This is a genomic window from Mesorhizobium sp. 113-3-3, assembly GCF_016756495.1.
Classification (GTDB): Bacteria; Pseudomonadota; Alphaproteobacteria; order Rhizobiales; family Rhizobiaceae; genus Mesorhizobium.
In genome coordinates this window covers 4899925-4915767 of sequence record NZ_AP023243.1, presented here as the reverse complement: position 1 = coordinate 4915767, position 15843 = coordinate 4899925, and the positions used below count along the sequence as shown (strand labels likewise).

Here is a 15843-nt window from a genome sequence, read left to right as displayed (position 1 = left end):
ATGAGCCTTACAGTGTAAGTTGTCAAGCGGCGCAATGGACTCATCAATCAAAAAAAAGCGAGTGCGCGGGCGCCTGTCGCGCGAAATGATCGAGGACGCTGCCTTCGAGGTGATCGAGAAGGAAGGGCTCGCCGGCTTTTCAATGCGCAAGCTGGCGGCGGCACTCGGTTGCGAGGCGATGAGCATCTATCACCACTTTCCTTCGGTGGCGCATTTGCACGAAGCGCTGGTCGACCGCCTGGTCGGTCCTCTTGAAATCCCTGACGCCGGCCTTCCGTGGCGGCAAAGAATGCGCGTCGCCATCGAGGATTTTCGCCGTATCGGCCACGACCATCCCGCCTATGCTGCTTTCTTCGTCACTTACCGGATGAACTCGCCGATCTGCCTTGCCTGGCTGAACGGCATTCTGAGCCTGTTCAGGGATGGCGGCTTCGACGCCGAACTCAGCGCCAGGCTTTTCCGTGCCGTCGGTTATTATCTGATGGGCGCGGTGCTGGACGAGAACGCCGGCTATGCCAAGGGCCCGTCGGCGGTGAACACGGTCAGCGACGAGCAACTGGCCCGGGATTTTCCCAATGTCATGGCCGCCGGGCGCTTCTTCGGCACCGCCGAATTCGACAAAACATTCGAACTCGGCCTCGACATGCTGCTGGACGAGATGGAACGCCTGCGCGACGGTGCCGGCGCAAGCCAGCTGTCCGGCAAGGTGTGACTACGGGGTGAGTTCTGAATGCGCTTTCTGTTTGTCCTGATCCTGCTCGCCGGCACCGGCGTCGGCCTCATCTATCCCTGGGCGATGACCAATTTTTCCGGCCGCGAGATCGGTACCTGGCGGGTCTATGAGCAAGGCCGCTTCAAGCCGCTGACCGTGTCGCTGTCAGGCCGCGACGCGCCGGTACGGGTCCTGGTCGATCTCACCGCGCGGGCCGAACGCATCGTTTCGCAGCAGCGCACGGTGTTGACGCTGACCGCCGCCACCAATAGCCGCACGGTGCTTGCCTCGACGCTGCAGTTCAACCATGTCGACAATCCGCGCCAGGTCAGCCCGCAGCTGCCCGACAAGATCTTTCGCGACGAGGCCGGCGTCATCGCCACTGTAAATTCCGGTCCTTATGTCTTCACCGTCGGCCCCGGCGATGCCGAGGACATCCCGATGCGCGCGGTCGATCTCATCCTGCGCTCCGGCGTCGGCGAAGCCGACCGGCGTGCGCGGCCGGTCGGTTTCTCGCTGATGGCGATCGGTTTGATCGGCTTCCTGCTGTCCCTGCGTTCTGGCGGCGGCCGGCCGGACAACCCGAACTCGCAACCACCGCCGCCGCGTTGGGGTAGGGGTTGACGCATGTCGCTCAAAAGTGTGCAGCGGTTTTGGGACAACGACATGCGTAACGGCAACGGATCATGAACTATCGCCACGCCTACCACGCCGGAAATTTCGCCGATGTCGTCAAGCATGTCGTGCTGACACGCCTGCTCGACTATCTCAAGCAGAAGGACAAGGCGTTTCGTGTCGTCGACACCCATGCCGGCATCGGCCGCTACGACCTGTCTTCGGTCGAGGCGCAGAAGACCGGCGAGTGGCAGGGCGGCATCGGCAGGCTGATAGATGCCTCGTTCGATGTGAAGGCGGCCGCGCTGCTGGCGCCTTATCTGGAGGCGGTGCGGTCGCTCAATCCCGGGGACGGCGTCAAGAAATATCCGGGTTCGCCGCTGCTCGCGCGCCACCTCCTGCGCAAGCAGGATCGGTTGTCGGCGATCGAACTGCATCCGAAAGACGCCGCCAAGCTGAAGGCGGAATTCGTCGGCGATTTCCAGGTGAGGGTGATGGAACTCGATGGCTGGCTGGCACTCGGCGCGCATGTGCCGCCGAAGGAAAAGCGCGGCCTTGTGCTCATCGATCCGCCCTTCGAGGAGGAGGGCGAGTTCGGCCGCCTCGTCGACGGGCTCACCAGGGCGCACAAGCGCTGGCCCGGCGGCATCTATGCGCTGTGGTATCCTATCAAGGACCGCAAGGCGGTGATCGCCTTCAGGAAGGCGCTGAAGCAATCGGGCATCCCGAAAATCCTCGACATAGAATTCGAGATCAGGCCGGCCTCTTCGGAACCCAGCCTCGATGGCAGCGGCATGGTGGTGGTCAACCCGCCCTTCACGCTGGAAGGCGAATTGCGAACCGTGTTGCCGGCCCTGCACAAATTGCTCGCCGTGGAAAAGCCGGCGCACTGGTCGCTGGAGTGGCTGGCCGGAGAGTAGGCGGGCACGGCTTCGACCGCGACGGTCGAGGAACTGCTATGTTCTCGACGAGGCGCCTGCGAAAGTCGATGGCGTGGCGCCGGACAGTCGCCTGCTCTCGCGTATCAGATGAGCCTGATCCGAATAACCGGCTTCGACCGCCAGCATCGCGGTTGAAGCATCGCTGGACGTTTGCCTCAGGCACCGGTAGCGATGAAAGCGCAGGATGCGGTCGAGCGTCTTGGGGCCGTAGCCGAAACTTTCCTCGAAACGGCGACGCAGCGTCCGCTCGCTCAAATGCAAGGTGCGCAGCAGGTACGGCACCAGCGGCTTGTCGGCTGGCGTCCTTGGTCAATCAGATCGAAGGCATGGCCCATGACCGTGTCGGATGCACGGTGCTCTAGCGTGTGTGCCCCGATTGCCTCCTCCAATTGTCTTACCATGCCGGCGAGATCGGGCGTGGCGTGGATACGGTCCGCCAGATGGCGCGCCCGCTCACCCCAGAGGTCGCCGAGGTCAAGGCGTTCTCCCACGATCCGGTTGGCCGGCACGCCCAGCCAGCCGGCGGCCGCCCCTGGCCGGAATCTCAATCCGACAATCGTCGATCCTGACGGCAGTGTCTCGATCTGCGGCTCCCGGTCCGGTCCCGCGACCCGGAACCGGCCGTCGATCCACTGCAGGTCGATCGTCGCATCCGGGGTTATCACGACAGGCGGAGCGTCCCGGTCCTGCATGCGGTGGACCCAGACGGACGCGAAAGCGGCAGCCAGCCGCCTGTCCGCGGGGCGTTCCTGGAAAAAGCCGGTGGTCTGCGCCAGTACAGCTTCCATCCCTTCAGCCTTCGTCAGTCTGCTCGGACCTGGGTCTTCTCGTCGGCTCGCCATTTGGGTCCGCTGCCTCGGCCGTTTTGGCCGAAATCTTCAATGCGGGCCGCTCCCGCCATGGCAAACCGCACCAAGCCTTTTCGATGCCATTGGCGACCACATCGGCGTCCGAGGTCACCGATACGGTGCAAGTTCCGAATATAGAAAGGAGAAATCAAAATGAAAGCTCGCATCAGTGTCATCACGCTTGGTGTCGACAATCTGGAAGCATCGCTCGAATTCTACCGAGACGGACTGGGGTTTCCGACCGAAGGCATTATCGGCAAAGAGTTCGAGAACGGCGCCGTCGCCTTCTTCGATCTGCAGAATGGCTTGAAGTTCGCGATCTTCGAACGCTCCAACATCGCTGTTGATGCCGGCATCGCCCAGACCGGCCGCAGCCCGACGGAGTTCACCATCGGCCACAATGTCACGAGCGAGGCCGAGGTCGATGCCGCGATGGCGCAGGCCATCAGCGCCGGCGCGCGCCTTGTCAGGCCGGCGCAGAACACGTTCTGGGGTGGCTATGCCGGCTATTTCCAGGATCCGGACGACCATCTGTGGGAAGTCGTCTTCAACCCTGCCTTCCTTCCCGAGGACTGAACCCTGGCAGGCATCTGGTAGGAGGTTGGCATGTTCGTTCAAACGGTTCAGGCGCTGGGCGCGCTTCTGATCGGCGGCGTGTTTGTATGGGCCGGCATCGAGCATTTCGTGAAGTTCAGGGCAATGACCGAGTATCTGACCGCCCGGCAATTTCCAGCTCCGGTCGTCCTGCTCGCGGCGGGTTCCGCGTTGGAGATTGTCGCCGGCTCCTTGCTTGCCATGGGCATTGCGATGCTATTCGCCGCCGCCGCGCTGGCGGTGTTTACGTTGGCGGCGAACATGCTCCTACTGCGGTTCTGGGCCTGTGAGGGCCTGGAACGGCAGACGCTGCGATCCGCCTTTCTGGTCAACTTCGCCGTTATTGGCGGATTGCTGCTTGCGGCAACCGCATAGTCTTGTTCTGGAAACCATTGTTTCGGCAACCGCTTGACCGCCGCCAAGCGAATCCGCACAGTGCGCGCAATCGACCTTGAGAGGCTGCCATGACTCGCTTCGCCAAATCCGCACTTGCCGCCCTGATTTCGCTCTGCACCCCGCTAGCCGCGCCTCTCGCTATCACCCAGACGGCGCAGGCGGCCGACCTTGCCGTCTATTCTGACGATGATGGCGGCGTCTGCGGCCAGCCCTGGGTGCTGAGCAAGATCACCAGCCGCTTCTCCTACCAGGTGCATCACGTGCCGCATCTGCCTGACGTGCAGATCACCGATTTCCGGCGTATCCACCAGCACCGCTATCTGCCGGCCAACGACACCTGGCCGATCGGCCGCCGCTATTGCGGCGCCACCGTCAGCCTCTCCGACGGGCGCGACCGAACCATCTGGTACCTGATCGAGGAAGGCCAGGGCTTCGCCTCGATCGGCGACAATGTCGAATTCTGCGTCTCGGGCTTCGACCGCTGGATGGTCTATAACGGCCGCTGCCGCGTCCTGCGCTAAGGGAATGTTGATATTCAGGTGAGGCCGGCCTGCAAACGGCAGCTTCCTGCGCTTCTGGTGCTCGCGTACTTTAAGTACGCTCCGCTCCGGTTCTCGGAAGCCACCGTTTTCGACTCGGCCTGACCTGCATCTCAACATTCCCTAAACGCAGTCTTCCAAATTCCCGATTGTTTTGACGCCTGCGGCTTGATCAGCCGCAGGCGTTTTGTTGTGTTGACAGAAAACGCGATCCATTGCACTCTGATGAGACAGACCTGTCTCATCACTTGTTGGATGCCATGACACCGTCGCCTCTCTCCGACAAACGCCAGCATGTCGTCGAAACCGCCTACGCGCTGTTCAAGCGCGCCGGATTCCATGCCACCGGCATCGACCGGATCATCGCCGAGGCCGACGTGGCCAAGATGACGATGTACCGTCATTTCCCCAGCAAGGACGAGTTGATCGTCGCGGTACTCGACTATCGCGCCCGGCGTTTTGACGGTCAGCTCGACCAGCTTGCCCGCAAGGACATCACGCCGGAGCAGAAGATCGCGGAGATATTCGACTGGCATCGCCGCTGGTTCCGCAGTCCCGATTTCCACGGCTGTCTGTTCGCGCATGCGCTGGCCGAGTTTGGCGACCCCGGGCATCCCGTGTTCGAGGCTGTCGCCAGGCAGAAGAACGGCCTTCGCCAGCGCATGCGATCGATCCTGTCGGAGGTGATGCCGCGCGGCCGGGCCGAGAACGTGGCGGCAACCCTGTTGATGCTGATCGAAGGGGCGACCCTGATGGCGCAGATGGGGCAGGGGAATACCGCTCTGCGCGAAGCCCGCAAGACCGCCCTGGGAATCGTCGCTGCCTCGCGCGGGCCGCAATGAGCCCGCTGGTCATCGGGCTCGCGCTTTTCGCGGCGATCCTGCACGCAAGCTGGAATGCTTTTCTGCGAACCGGCGCCGACAGGTTGTGGACCGTCACCGTCATGAGCTTCTCCAGCACGGCGCTGGCCGTTCCGTTGGCCATCGTCAACGGTTTTCCAGCCCCATCGGCCTGGCTCTATGTCGGGCTCTCGGCCTGCCTGCAGGTCGGCTACAGCGTGTTTCTGGTGGCCGCCTACCGATATGGCGAATTGGGACAGGTCTATCCGATTGTTCGCGGCAGCGTGCCTCTGCTCGTCACCCTTGGTGGCTTCCTGCTCGCCGGCCAGCAGCTCAGCGTTCTGGAGACTGTCGGCGTCGCCCTGGTCGGTAGCGGCATCATGGGGCTATCGCTCGGACGCGGAAGAGCTGCCACGACATCGATCCTCTATGCGCTGGCGACGGGAGCAATCATCGCCGCCTATGCGACGGTCGATGCGATCGGCGTTCGCGCGGCCGGCAATGTCGGCGCCTACACCGCCTGGGTGCTGCTCGCCTATGGCGCCTTGCTGCCGGCGACCTTCATCGCCTGTCGCGGCCGGCTCGCCGTCGACCCGCGGGCGCCCGAAACCTGGAAGGCACTGGGCGGCGGCCTGTTCGCGCTTCTCGCCTATGGCGTCGTGGTGGCGGCCTTCGCGCTCGGGCCTGCCGGTCCGATCACGGCGATCCGCGAGACCAGCGTCGTCTTCGCCGCTTTCATCGGCCGGCTGTTTCTTGGCGAGACGCTGACGCCCCGGCGGGTCGGCGCCTGCGCCGTCGTCGCGCTCGGCGCCATCTGCCTCGGTTATCAATCGTGACGACAATGCATGCGCCTGCCGGCACGCGCGCCTGCGGCTCGGGTCTGGCGGGACTTGCCTATTCGGCGTGGGGCTGGAGCGGCGCCTGCCTGTTCAGCGCGGCATCCGCCGCGGCGGCGCTGGTGGTGTCACGAAGGCCCTGAAGTCGGGGTATCGCCGGCGGGCAAATCGGCTAAGCTGAACACCCGAGAGCGACACATCACTTTCGGGAGCCTTCATGGACCTTGCCACCGTCCTTGCCTTCGCGGCCGCCTTCTTCGTCTTCGCCGCCAGCCCCGGTCCCGACAACATGACGATCGTCGCCCGCACGATCTCCAGCGGCGCCGCGTCGGGCATCGCCTATAGCGCCGGCACGGTGGTCGGCATCCTCATCTTCCTGATGCTCGCGGCCTTCGGCCTGTCGATCATCGCCGCCAAGATGGCAATCGTCATGACGGTGCTTCGCTACGGCGGAGCGGCCTATCTGATCTGGAAGGGCGTCAAGCTCTGGACGGCAGTGCCCGTCGTGCCGGATCTGCAGCCTGTCTCCGGGCGGCGCGGCCTGCTGACGATCTTCGCCACCGGTGTCGCGCTCAATCTCGGCAATCCGAAAATGCCGCTGTTCTATGTGGCACTGCTGCCCAACGTCGTCGGCGCCTCGCTGACATCATCTCATCTCGGCATCCTCGTCGCAGTGATCCTGGCTGTCGAGATTGTTGTTATCGGCGGGCATGTCCTCCTTGCCGGCCGCGCCCGCGGCCTGTTGCGCACGCCCCGGATTGTGCGCCGGGTCAACCGCGCGGCGGGCGGCGTCATGATCGGCGCCGGCGTTGCCGTGGTCGTCACGCGCTGACAGAGAGCGCTCAGTCGCAGCGCTATTTCCTGCGCTGCGCCGGTTCGGCCTGGTCGATGATCTTGCGGAGAAAAGCGATATGGCCGCGAAAGGCCCGCCGCCCAATCGTCGTTGCCTTGACCCGGGTCTGCGGCCGTCGCCCGACGAAAAGCTTCTCGACATCGACATAGCCTGCCCTGGCCAGCGTATCGAGATGTGCTCCGAGATTCCCATCAGTGGTTTCGATCATGGCCTTCAACTGGGTGAACTCCAGTGCCTCACGCCTTTCCAGCGTGTTCAGGACGGCCATGATCCTCAGCCGTGTGCTCTGATGGATGATCTCGTCGGCGCTCACCAATAGGCTCCACTGCGGCAAAACCCTGGACTGTCGCCAGGTGACCCGGCAATTGCGGGTCCTGTCGGTTGCCTTTGTGTGATCGAAATCAAATCACTAGCTCCTGCTTCTGCAGAATACTCTGCTCTGCAGAGTTATCTGTCAATCGGCGACGGATGATGGAAGCACGCTTGACAAGGTGATCTTCAGATCGGTCGTCGCGTCGTGCTCGTGATCCGTATGGATCATTCGATTGCAGAAGATGATCGCTTCGATGAGGTGGCAGGCCGTGATATTCGCGGCCGAAGATCATGCGTGAAGCGGCTTGCTAATCTTCGTGGCTTCATCGTCAGCTCGCATCGAGAGTGCCGGTGTGAAATTGCTGGCGATGTCAGAAGATCAGCAGCGGATTTTTGTGATGATGAGTGCGATCGTGTGTCGATCTCAACCAAAATTTAAGCTGAGAAAATCATACCATTGCTTCGCTGGCTAGCGAGCCGCGAGTCAGATATGCATTGCGCGCCGGGGTCATTCACGGCCATCGGCATAACGTGAAGGGGCATGACATGGCTAAGCAGTCATCTAAAGCGCCGGCATCCAAGGCACCGGCAAAGAAAGCACCCGCAAAAGCAGTCGCGGCGAAGGCCGCAACAGCAGTGAAGAAAGCAGCGCCTGCGAAGGCGGCGGCAAAGCCCGCGGCGAAGGCAGCACCTGCCAAGAAGCCGGCGGCCAAGGCAGCGGCGAAGCCGGCAGTGAAGAAGGCGGCGCCCGCCAAGGCAGCGGCAAAGCCGGCGGCGAAGGCAGCACCGGCGAAGAAGCCGGCAGCCAAGGCAGCGGCAAAACCCGCCGCCAAGAAGGCAGCGCCCGCCAAGGCAGCGGCAAAGCCCGCCGCAAAGGCAGCGGCAAAGCCGGCAGCAAAAGCGGCGGCAAAGCCGGCCGCGAAAGCAGCAGCGGCCGCGACCAAGCCGGCTGTGAAGAAGGCCGCCGCGCCGAAGGCCAAGGCAGCGCCTGCGAAGGCGAAGGCTCCGGCCAAGAAGTAGACCGGTCGTTGGGGCGTCGCGTATCCCTTCGGATTCGCAAGGACGCTCTGACGCTCGGGATCGAAACTGTCCGGCAGCGGGTTCAGCCCTGAGGGCTGAACATCGGGGTGGGACCGAGGGGCAAGCAAAGCGAGGCGCCGGTTGGCTGCCTCGCTCGCTCTTTGGGTTGCCTCCTTGTAGCAGTCGGCGAAGGTCTGGGTACGATGCCTGGGCTTCTTGAGATGCGAATGCAGGTCTGATCCCGTCAGACTGCCGTCTTCGCACGCTCGTGTTCCAGCGTGTCAGTTCGTAGGCTGTCCGTGATGTCTGGAAGCGGAAACCGCAACCGGTTTCTGGCTGTTGTTTTTTCGTGCCCTGGCGGTTGATCGCAAGCGCCTCTCCAGTCAACACTGAGCGCCTGCAAACAGGAAACCGATCATGCCGAAGCTGCTCTACGCCTCCACCTCTCCCTACAGCTCCAAGGTAAGGATGGCCGCGGCCTATGCCGGGATCGCGATCGACGAAGTGCCGGTCAAGACCGAGGACAAACCGGCCGAACTGATCGGCGCCAATCCGCTCGGCAAGATCCCGGTGCTGGTACTGGACGATGGCCGCTCGGTTCACGACAGCCGCGCCATCACCCAGCACCTCAACCGGATTTCGAAGAACGCCTTGTTTCCGCGCAATCCCGACAAGCGGCTCGAGGCGGAAGTGCTGGAGGCGCTGGCTGACGGCATCTGCGATTGCGCGCTGTCGATGGTCTATGAACGCCGCACCCGGCCTGACGAGATGGTTTATCAGCCCTGGCTCGACCGGCAGTGGGCGAAGATCACCGCCGCGCTCGATCTGCTCAATGCCAACCCGCCGAAACTGCCCAAGAAGATCACGGCCGGCCAGATGGCCTTGCGTGCCTGCCTCGGCTATCTCTCTTTGCGTTTCGCTGGCAAATGGGAAAAGGGCCGCGGCCGGCTGACCCGTTGGGCGGCGCGTTTCGACGAAAAATTTCCGGAGCTGAAGTCGGCGATTCCGGCCTGAGCGGCCGGCAATAAAAAAGCCGGGCGCGAGGCCCGGCTTTTTCGTGTCGTGGCTTGAACGACTTAGAACTTCATGCCGAGGCCGAAGGTGACGCGGTTGTCGGTGGCCTTGACCTTGCCGATACCGTCGAAGCTCTTCGAGCCGAAGTCCGTGTAGCGGTACTCGACACGGCCGAAGACGTTGTCGGTCAGCTTGATGTCGGTGCCGACGCCGGCGGTCCAGCCGAGCATCGTGGCGCGGTCGCTGACGCCGAGATCGCTGTCTTCCACCTTCAGGCTTTTGCCGGCGAGACCGCCGGTACCATAGAGCAGGATTTCCGGGGTCACAGCGTAGCCGAGACGGGCACGCAGCGAGCCTTCGAAGCCGCCCTTGGAGTGGATGCCGTTATCGTCACCCTTGACGCCGTTATAGCCGAGTTCGGCTTCACCGCCGTACACGAAGTTCTCCTGCTGCCACTGATAGCCGCCGAAGACGCTGCCGACGAAACCCTTGGTGTCGGTTTCAAAACCCAGATCCTTCTCCTTGGTACGGCCGCTGAAGCCGTAGCCAACGTTAAGACCGGCATACGGGCCGGCCCAGGATGCGACGGGCAGTTCGGCAACCGGTGCGGGTGCCGGGGGCTCTTCCTGGACGACGTCTGCGGCATAGGCAGTACCACCGAGGGCGAAGAGCCCGAGCGCAACGGCCAGCGGCCGTGCGAATTTGAGATTGGCTTGCATTGTTCTTTACTCCTTAAGCCACAGGACACAGGCTTGTTTCTCACGATCGCCATCAACCCGTCCGGGGGGTGAAACGGATCTGGCGTTCGTCGGTTCCAAATGTCGTGTCAAAATGCGGCTGAAGCGAACCTGAACTTGGGTCATTCCCCGGCGCGAATGAGGCGGAACCTTGACGTTGCATCTTCGCAACAGCGAAATGTCAGCAGCCATTTCATGCTGCGCTGCACACCGCTTGGTGCAAGGAGTCCAGCGTCCTATATTGCGTACCGGCGCTTCCGACTCCAAGACGAGTCGGCATGCCGGATCAGGCGTTTCGCCACAATGCCGCCCCAAGTGCGAATGCCGTTTAACGTATGCCGGGCCATATTTCGTCGGCGCCGTGTTTTTGGCCCGAAAATGAGGATTGACAGCAGATGAGCAAAGCCATTGCCGCGGCCCTTGTGACGGGCGGGGCGAAACGGATCGGCAAGGCAATTGTCGAAGACCTCGCCGGCCATGGTTTTGCCGTCGCCATCCACGCCAATCGCTCGGACGACGAGGCGGATGCCTTGGCCGCGGGGATCAATCGGTCTGGCGGCCGCGCCGCCGTGGTTGGCGCGGACCTGACCGACATGAACGCCGTCAGCGGCCTCGTCGGCCAGGCGGAGGCCGAGCTGGGACCGATCTCCCTGCTGGTCAACAACGCTTCGCTCTTCGTCGACGATTCCGTCGAGGATTTCGATTGGCAGGCCTGGGACCGTCACTTTGCCATCCATGTGAAAACGCCGGCGCTGCTGGCGCAGAATTTCGCCCGCGCCTTGCCTGAAGGGCGCGAGGGCCTGATCGTCAACATCATCGATCAGCGCGTCTGGCGGCCGACGCCGCGCTACTTCTCCTATGCTCTGTCGAAGTCGGCCTTGTGGACCCAGACTCAGATGCTGGCGCAGGCGCTCGGCCCACGCATTCGCGTCAATGCGATCGGTCCTGGCCCGACACTGAAGAATGTGCGCCAGGACGATTCCGATTTTGACGCGCAGGTCGCTGGCCTGATCCTGAAGCGCGGCCCGGAATTGCCGGAATTCGGCGCCACCATCCGCTATCTCTGGGATGCGCGCTCGGTAACTGGTCAGATGATCGCGCTCGATGGCGGCCAGCATCTTGCATGGCAGACGCCCGATGTGACAGGCATGACGGAATGAGTCCTTTAGACCAAAAGAGCAAGCCGCGCGGCGGCGCCGATGACCTGCCTCCCGAAATCGACCTCGAGGACGAGGCGCTCGAGGAGATCGTCGAACCGACAGGCCCGGATGTCGCCTTCACGGCCATCGACTGGACGCCGCACGCCGGCGATGCCGAAGGCATGGTCGGCGCCGAGGTGATCCAGACGCTGGTCAAGCGGCTGCCCAACGCGCCCGGCGTCTACCGCATGATGAACGCCGCCGGCGACGTGCTCTATGTCGGCAAGGCGCGCAGCCTGAAGAAGCGCGTCACCAACTACGCGCAAGGCAGGTTCCACACCAGCCGCATTGGCCGCATGGTCCGCGAGACGTCGACGATGGAGTTCGTCGTCACCCGCACCGAGATCGAGGCGCTGCTGCTCGAAGCCAATCTTATCAAGCGCTTGCGGCCGCGATTCAACGTGCTGATGCGCGACGACAAGTCGTTCCCCTATATCCTTTTGACCGGCGACCATGTCTCGCCCGGCATCTACAAGCATCGCGGCGCGCGGTCGCGAAAAGGCGACTATTTCGGCCCCTTTGCTTCAGCCGGCGCCGTCGGCCGCACCATCAATTCGCTGCAGCGCGCCTTCCTGCTGCGCAGCTGCACCAACTCGTTCTACGAGAACCGCACGCGGCCGTGCCTGCTCTACCAGATCAAGCGTTGCGCCGGCCCCTGCACCGGCGAAATCTCGCATGAGGGCTATGCCGAGCTGGTCGCCGAGGCCAAGGATTTCTTGTCCGGCCGCAGCCAGAAGGTGAAGACCGAGATTTCGGCCGCCATGCAGCAAGCGTCCGAAGACCTCGATTTCGAACGTGCCGCCATCTATCGCGATCGGCTGGCCGCCCTGTCGCATGTGCAGAGCCACCAGGGCATCAATCCCGCCACTGTCGACGAGGCCGATGTCTTCGCCATCCATCAGGAGGGCGGCCAGGTCTGCATCCAGGTGTTCTTCTTCCGCACCGGCCAGAACTGGGGCAACCGCGCCTATTTCCCCAAAGCCGATCCCGCGCTGGAAGGATCGGAAGTATTGGGCTCGTTCCTGGCGCAGTTCTACGACGACAAGCCGACGCCGCGGGCAATCCTTCTGTCGCACACGGTGGAGGACCAGGAATTGCTGGCCGAGGCGCTTTCGACCCGCGCCGGCCGCAAGGTTGCGATCTCCGTGCCGCAGCGCGGCGAAAAGAAGGACCTGACCGACAATGCCTTGCAGAACGCCCGCGAGGCGTTGGGCCGCAGGCTGGCCGAGACCTCGACGCAGGGGCGCCTGCTTGCCGGTTTCGCCGAGACCTTCGGCCTGGCCAAGCCGCCGGTGCGCATCGAGGTCTATGACAACTCGCACATCATGGGCACCAATGCGGTCGGCGCCATGGTCGTCGCGGGACCGGAAGGGTTTGTCAAAAACCAGTACCGGAAATTCAACATCCGCTCGACCGAGATCACGCCCGGCGACGATTTCGGCATGATGCGCGAGGTGATGGAACGGCGCTTTTCGCGGCTGCTCAAGGAGCATGGCGATGTCGTGCCCGACGATGCCGCCTCGGCGGAAGCAGGGGATGATATCGAAGACGACATCTCCGGCAGCTTCCCGGCCTGGCCCGACGTCATCCTGATCGATGGCGGCCAGGGCCAGATGACGGCGGTACGCAAGATTCTCGCCGATCTCGGCATCGAGGACCGCGTCGTGGCGATCGGCATCGCCAAGGGCCAGGACCGCGATGCTGGCCGCGAGCGCTTTTTCGTCAAGGGCAAGGATTCGTTTTCGCTGCCGGTGCGCGACCCGGTGCTCTATTTCGTCCAGCGGCTGCGCGACGAGGTCCATCGCTTCGCCATCGGGTCGCACCGGGCGCGGCGCAAGAAGGAGATGGTCAAGAGCCCGCTGGACGAGATTGCCGGCATCGGCCCCGGCCGCAAGCGGGCGCTGCTGCTGGCATTCGGCACCGCCAAGGCCGTCAGCCGTGCCGCGATCGAGGATTTGAGGAAAGTCGACGGTATTTCCGAACAGGTCGCCAAACTGGTCTACAATCATTTCCACGAAAGTTGAAAATTCGGCACTTTCAGCTGGCCAGTCGAATCTGGCCTGTTGACCCCCTACATTGCCTTCTGATTTGAGTACGCAGGCAGAAAGAGTCCACCAGATATGGCCCAGCGCGCGTTCAACCTGCCCAACATGCTGACCTACGCCCGCATCATCGCGGTGCCGCTGGTGGTGCTGTGCTTTTTTCTCGAAGGCCATCTGAAATCGAGCGACTTCGCCCGCTGGTCGGCGCTGGTCATTTTCCTGCTGGCGTCCGTCACCGATTATTTCGACGGCTATTTTGCGCGCGCCTGGCAGCAGACCTCCAACATCGGCAAGATGCTCGACCCGATCGCCGACAAGCTGCTGGTCGCCACCTGCCTTTTGCTGCTGGCGGCCGACACCGATCGCCATGCCGGCATTGCCGGCTGGTCGCTGTGGGCGGCCATCATCATCCTGTGCCGCGAGATTCTGGTCTCGGGCCTGCGCGAATATCTGGCGGCGCTCAAGGTCTCGGTGCCGGTGACGCAGCTCGCCAAATGGAAGACCACCATCCAGATGGTCGCCATCGCCTTCCTGCTGGCGGGGCCGGCCGGCGACAAGATCTTCCCGCTGACGACGCAGACCGGCCTGGTGCTGCTGTGGATCGCCGCACTCGTCACGCTCTACACCGGCTACGACTATTTCCGCGCCGGCCTCAAGCACATCATGGACGAGTGAGATGACGACCCGCCTCATCTATTTTGCCTGGGTGCGCGAACGTATCGGCATGCCTGAAGAGGATGTCGAATTGCCCGCCGGCATCGAGACGGTCGCCGACCTGTTGCGCTGGCTGCAGTCGCGCGGCGAAGGCTACGAGCACGCGTTGCAATATCCCGACGTGATCCGCGTTGCCATCAACCAGGAACATGTCGACCACCGCGAAAAGATAGCGGGCGCACGCGAGATCGCGCTGTTCCCGCCGATGACCGGGGGCTGACACCCATGTCGGCCGTCCTGGCGCCGACCGTGCGCATCCAGCGCGAGGATTTCGACGTCGCCGCCGAGATCGCGGGACTGACTCAAGGCCGCACCGACATTGGTGCGGTGGTTTCTTTCTCCGGCCTCTGCCGCGACGAGCAGGGCGCGCTCTCGGCGCTGGAGCTCGAACATTATCCCGGCATGGCGCAGGCCGAGATCGGCCGCATCGCCGCCGAGGCGGTCGAGCGCTGGCCGCTGCAAGGCCTCACTGTCATCCACCGCCACGGCAAGATTCGCCCCGGCGAGAACATCGTGCTGGTGGTGGCCGCTTCGGCCCATCGCCAGGCCGCGTTCGAGGCAGCGAACTTTCTCATGGACTACCTCAAATCGCGCGCGCCCTTCTGGAAGAAGGAGCATCGCGTTGATGGTTCCGAAGGTGGCTGGGTCGAGGCCAAGGAAACCGACGCGCAGGCGGCAAAGCGCTGGAAGTCACCGCCCGAATAAATCCCGTCGCAGCCATGTATTGACCGCAATCCTTTGGCCAATTGAGCGCACTTGGTCAGCCCAGGACATTGGCAGCCCAAGGTATTGGCAGCCATGGGCATTGGCGGCCCGGGGCAAGGGAGGTGGTCATGCTGGACAGGCTCGCGGAGTTCTTCGTCTTCGGCTTCGTGCCTCTGGTCGTCGGCATCCTGGCGGTGCCGGAACTGTCCGTGGCCGCTGAAAAGGCGGTAAGGGGCGAAGTGATCTATCGCGAACGCATCGCTTTGCCGCCCAGTGCCGTGCTTTCCGTCCAGCTTGCCGATGTCTCGCTGGCCGACGCACCGGCCAGGATCATAGGCGAGCAGACAGTCAAGCCGGCCGGCCAGGTGCCGATCAGCTTCGAGATCAAGTTCGATCCATCGGCGATCCGGCCGCAGATGACCTACGCCTTGCAGGCGCGGATCACCGTTGACGGCAAGTTGATGTTCATTTCCGACGTGCGCCATCAGGTCGATCCGCTGACTGACGCGCCGCAGACCATCATGCTGAAGATGGTTGCGTCACGTACCGAGCCGACGGCTTCCGTCTTCGGCCAGCTCTGGGTGGTCGACTATGTCGACGGCATTGGCGCCATCACCGCGCCGCAGGCGACGTTCAGGGTCAGCGAGGCCGGCAAGGCCGGCGGCAGCGGCCCCTGCAACAGCTATTTCGCCACCGCGAAAGTCGATGGCCAGGCGATCGCCATCAGCGACATCGGCTCGACCTACAAGGCCTGCGCGCCCGAGGTGATGGCAGAGGAAAAGGCCTTGTTCGATGCCTTGACCAAGGCGGCGTCCTACAAGGTCGATGCCGGCAAGCTCACCGTATCGGACAAGGACGGCCGCGAGATCCTGCGCTTCAGCGCCGCGAGCTGACTGCCAATAAAAAAGGCCGGCGAAACACCGGCCT

At 63.2% G+C, this 15843-nt stretch carries 22 protein-coding genes; 17 read left to right on the top strand and 5 right to left on the bottom strand.

Annotated elements, in window-relative coordinates; genetic code table 11:
• Positions 1-61 precede the first annotated feature (61 nt).
• The 3 genes from JG746_RS24260 to JG746_RS24250 all read left to right on the top strand — a co-directional run bounded on the left by JG746_RS24260 (position 62) and on the right by JG746_RS24250 (position 2247).
• Positions 62-712 carry a TetR/AcrR family transcriptional regulator gene (locus tag JG746_RS24260; protein WP_244730431.1) on the top strand — a complete coding sequence of 217 codons (651 nt, stop codon included), beginning with the start codon at positions 62-64 and terminating at the stop codon, positions 710-712.
• An 18-nt stretch (positions 713-730) separates the two neighbouring features.
• Positions 731-1336 (top strand): hypothetical protein, encoded by a 606-nt coding sequence (locus JG746_RS24255; RefSeq protein WP_202355024.1) that lies wholly within the window; start codon positions 731-733, stop codon positions 1334-1336.
• A gap of 62 nt (positions 1337-1398) precedes the next feature.
• The gene (locus JG746_RS24250; RefSeq protein WP_202355023.1) at positions 1399-2247 is read left to right on the top strand and encodes a 23S rRNA (adenine(2030)-N(6))-methyltransferase RlmJ; all 849 of its coding nucleotides are present in this window, start codon (positions 1399-1401) and stop codon (positions 2245-2247) included.
• A gap of 36 nt (positions 2248-2283) precedes the next feature.
• Here the strand turns inward: JG746_RS24250 and JG746_RS37235 are convergent, their stop codons facing one another.
• Positions 2284-2550 (bottom strand): helix-turn-helix domain-containing protein, encoded by a 267-nt coding sequence (locus JG746_RS37235; RefSeq protein WP_244730429.1) that lies wholly within the window; start codon positions 2548-2550, stop codon positions 2284-2286.
• Positions 2520-3056, bottom strand: coding sequence for a DUF6597 domain-containing transcriptional factor (locus tag JG746_RS24245; RefSeq protein WP_244730427.1), 537 nt, complete (start codon positions 3054-3056; stop codon positions 2520-2522). The genes JG746_RS37235 and JG746_RS24245 overlap by 31 nt, the downstream gene beginning before the upstream one ends.
• Positions 3057-3269: 213 nt before the next feature.
• Here JG746_RS24245 and JG746_RS24240 point away from each other — a divergent pair, with 213 nt between their 5' ends.
• The 7 genes from JG746_RS24240 (at position 3270) to JG746_RS24210 (ending at position 7152) form a co-directional block, all read left to right on the top strand.
• Positions 3270-3692 carry a VOC family protein gene (locus JG746_RS24240; protein WP_202355022.1) on the top strand — a complete coding sequence of 141 codons (423 nt, stop codon included), beginning with the start codon at positions 3270-3272 and terminating at the stop codon, positions 3690-3692.
• Between the two features lie 30 nt (positions 3693-3722).
• Positions 3723-4085 carry a DoxX family membrane protein gene (locus JG746_RS24235; RefSeq protein ID WP_202355021.1) on the top strand — a complete coding sequence of 121 codons (363 nt, stop codon included), beginning with the start codon at positions 3723-3725 and terminating at the stop codon, positions 4083-4085.
• Between the two features lie 89 nt (positions 4086-4174).
• Complete coding sequence (locus JG746_RS24230; RefSeq protein WP_202355020.1) at positions 4175-4627, top strand: hypothetical protein; 453 nt, start codon at positions 4175-4177, stop codon at positions 4625-4627.
• Positions 4628-4905: 278 nt separating this feature from the next.
• Positions 4906-5487, top strand: a complete 582-nt coding sequence (locus JG746_RS24225) for a TetR/AcrR family transcriptional regulator (protein ID WP_202355019.1) — start codon at positions 4906-4908, stop codon at positions 5485-5487.
• Positions 5484-6320, top strand: a complete 837-nt coding sequence (locus JG746_RS24220) for a DMT family transporter (RefSeq protein ID WP_202355018.1) — start codon at positions 5484-5486, stop codon at positions 6318-6320. The genes JG746_RS24225 and JG746_RS24220 overlap by 4 nt, the downstream gene beginning before the upstream one ends.
• Complete coding sequence (locus JG746_RS24215; RefSeq protein ID WP_202355017.1) at positions 6317-6463, top strand: hypothetical protein; 147 nt, start codon at positions 6317-6319, stop codon at positions 6461-6463. The genes JG746_RS24220 and JG746_RS24215 overlap by 4 nt, the downstream gene beginning before the upstream one ends.
• A gap of 74 nt (positions 6464-6537) precedes the next feature.
• Complete coding sequence (locus JG746_RS24210; protein WP_202355016.1) at positions 6538-7152, top strand: LysE family translocator; 615 nt, start codon at positions 6538-6540, stop codon at positions 7150-7152.
• Between the two features lie 22 nt (positions 7153-7174).
• On the opposite strand, the gene JG746_RS24205 is transcribed toward JG746_RS24210, so the two are convergent.
• Together JG746_RS24205 and JG746_RS24200 are read right to left on the bottom strand one after the other, a co-directional pair.
• On the bottom strand, positions 7175-7486 hold the full coding sequence (locus tag JG746_RS24205) for a transcriptional regulator (RefSeq protein WP_202355015.1): 312 nt from the start codon (positions 7484-7486) through the stop codon (positions 7175-7177).
• Between the two features lie 511 nt (positions 7487-7997).
• Positions 7998-8465, bottom strand: coding sequence for a hypothetical protein (locus JG746_RS24200; RefSeq protein ID WP_202355014.1), 468 nt, complete (start codon positions 8463-8465; stop codon positions 7998-8000).
• Between the two features lie 457 nt (positions 8466-8922).
• Here JG746_RS24200 and JG746_RS24195 point away from each other — a divergent pair, with 457 nt between their 5' ends.
• Positions 8923-9519, top strand: coding sequence for a glutathione S-transferase family protein (locus tag JG746_RS24195; protein ID WP_202355013.1), 597 nt, complete (start codon positions 8923-8925; stop codon positions 9517-9519).
• Between the two features lie 62 nt (positions 9520-9581).
• Here the strand turns inward: JG746_RS24195 and JG746_RS24190 are convergent, their stop codons facing one another.
• Positions 9582-10238: an outer membrane protein gene (locus tag JG746_RS24190; RefSeq protein WP_202355012.1), complete on the bottom strand. Its 657-nt coding sequence runs from the start codon at positions 10236-10238 to the stop codon at positions 9582-9584.
• Between the two features lie 413 nt (positions 10239-10651).
• Between JG746_RS24190 and JG746_RS24185 the strand changes: the two genes are divergently transcribed.
• The 6 genes from JG746_RS24185 (at position 10652) to JG746_RS24160 (ending at position 15809) form a co-directional block, all read left to right on the top strand.
• On the top strand, positions 10652-11416 hold the full coding sequence (locus tag JG746_RS24185) for an SDR family oxidoreductase (protein ID WP_202355011.1): 765 nt from the start codon (positions 10652-10654) through the stop codon (positions 11414-11416).
• Positions 11413-13479: an excinuclease ABC subunit UvrC gene (gene uvrC / locus JG746_RS24180; protein WP_202355010.1), complete on the top strand. Its 2067-nt coding sequence runs from the start codon at positions 11413-11415 to the stop codon at positions 13477-13479. Before JG746_RS24185 ends, uvrC begins: the two co-directional genes overlap by 4 nt.
• Positions 13480-13575: 96 nt before the next feature.
• Positions 13576-14172 carry a CDP-diacylglycerol--glycerol-3-phosphate 3-phosphatidyltransferase gene (gene pgsA, locus JG746_RS24175; protein ID WP_010915213.1) on the top strand — a complete coding sequence of 199 codons (597 nt, stop codon included), beginning with the start codon at positions 13576-13578 and terminating at the stop codon, positions 14170-14172.
• Position 14173: 1 nt separating this feature from the next.
• A complete protein-coding gene (gene moaD / locus JG746_RS24170; protein ID WP_027034532.1) occupies positions 14174-14431 on the top strand; it encodes a molybdopterin converting factor subunit 1 in 258 nt (85 codons plus the stop codon).
• 5 nt (positions 14432-14436) lie between these two features.
• Positions 14437-14916 (top strand): molybdenum cofactor biosynthesis protein MoaE, encoded by a 480-nt coding sequence (locus tag JG746_RS24165; protein WP_202355009.1) that lies wholly within the window; start codon positions 14437-14439, stop codon positions 14914-14916.
• 128 nt (positions 14917-15044) lie between these two features.
• Positions 15045-15809: a YbaY family lipoprotein gene (locus JG746_RS24160; RefSeq protein WP_202355008.1), complete on the top strand. Its 765-nt coding sequence runs from the start codon at positions 15045-15047 to the stop codon at positions 15807-15809.
• The last annotated feature ends 34 nt before the right edge of the window (positions 15810-15843 follow it).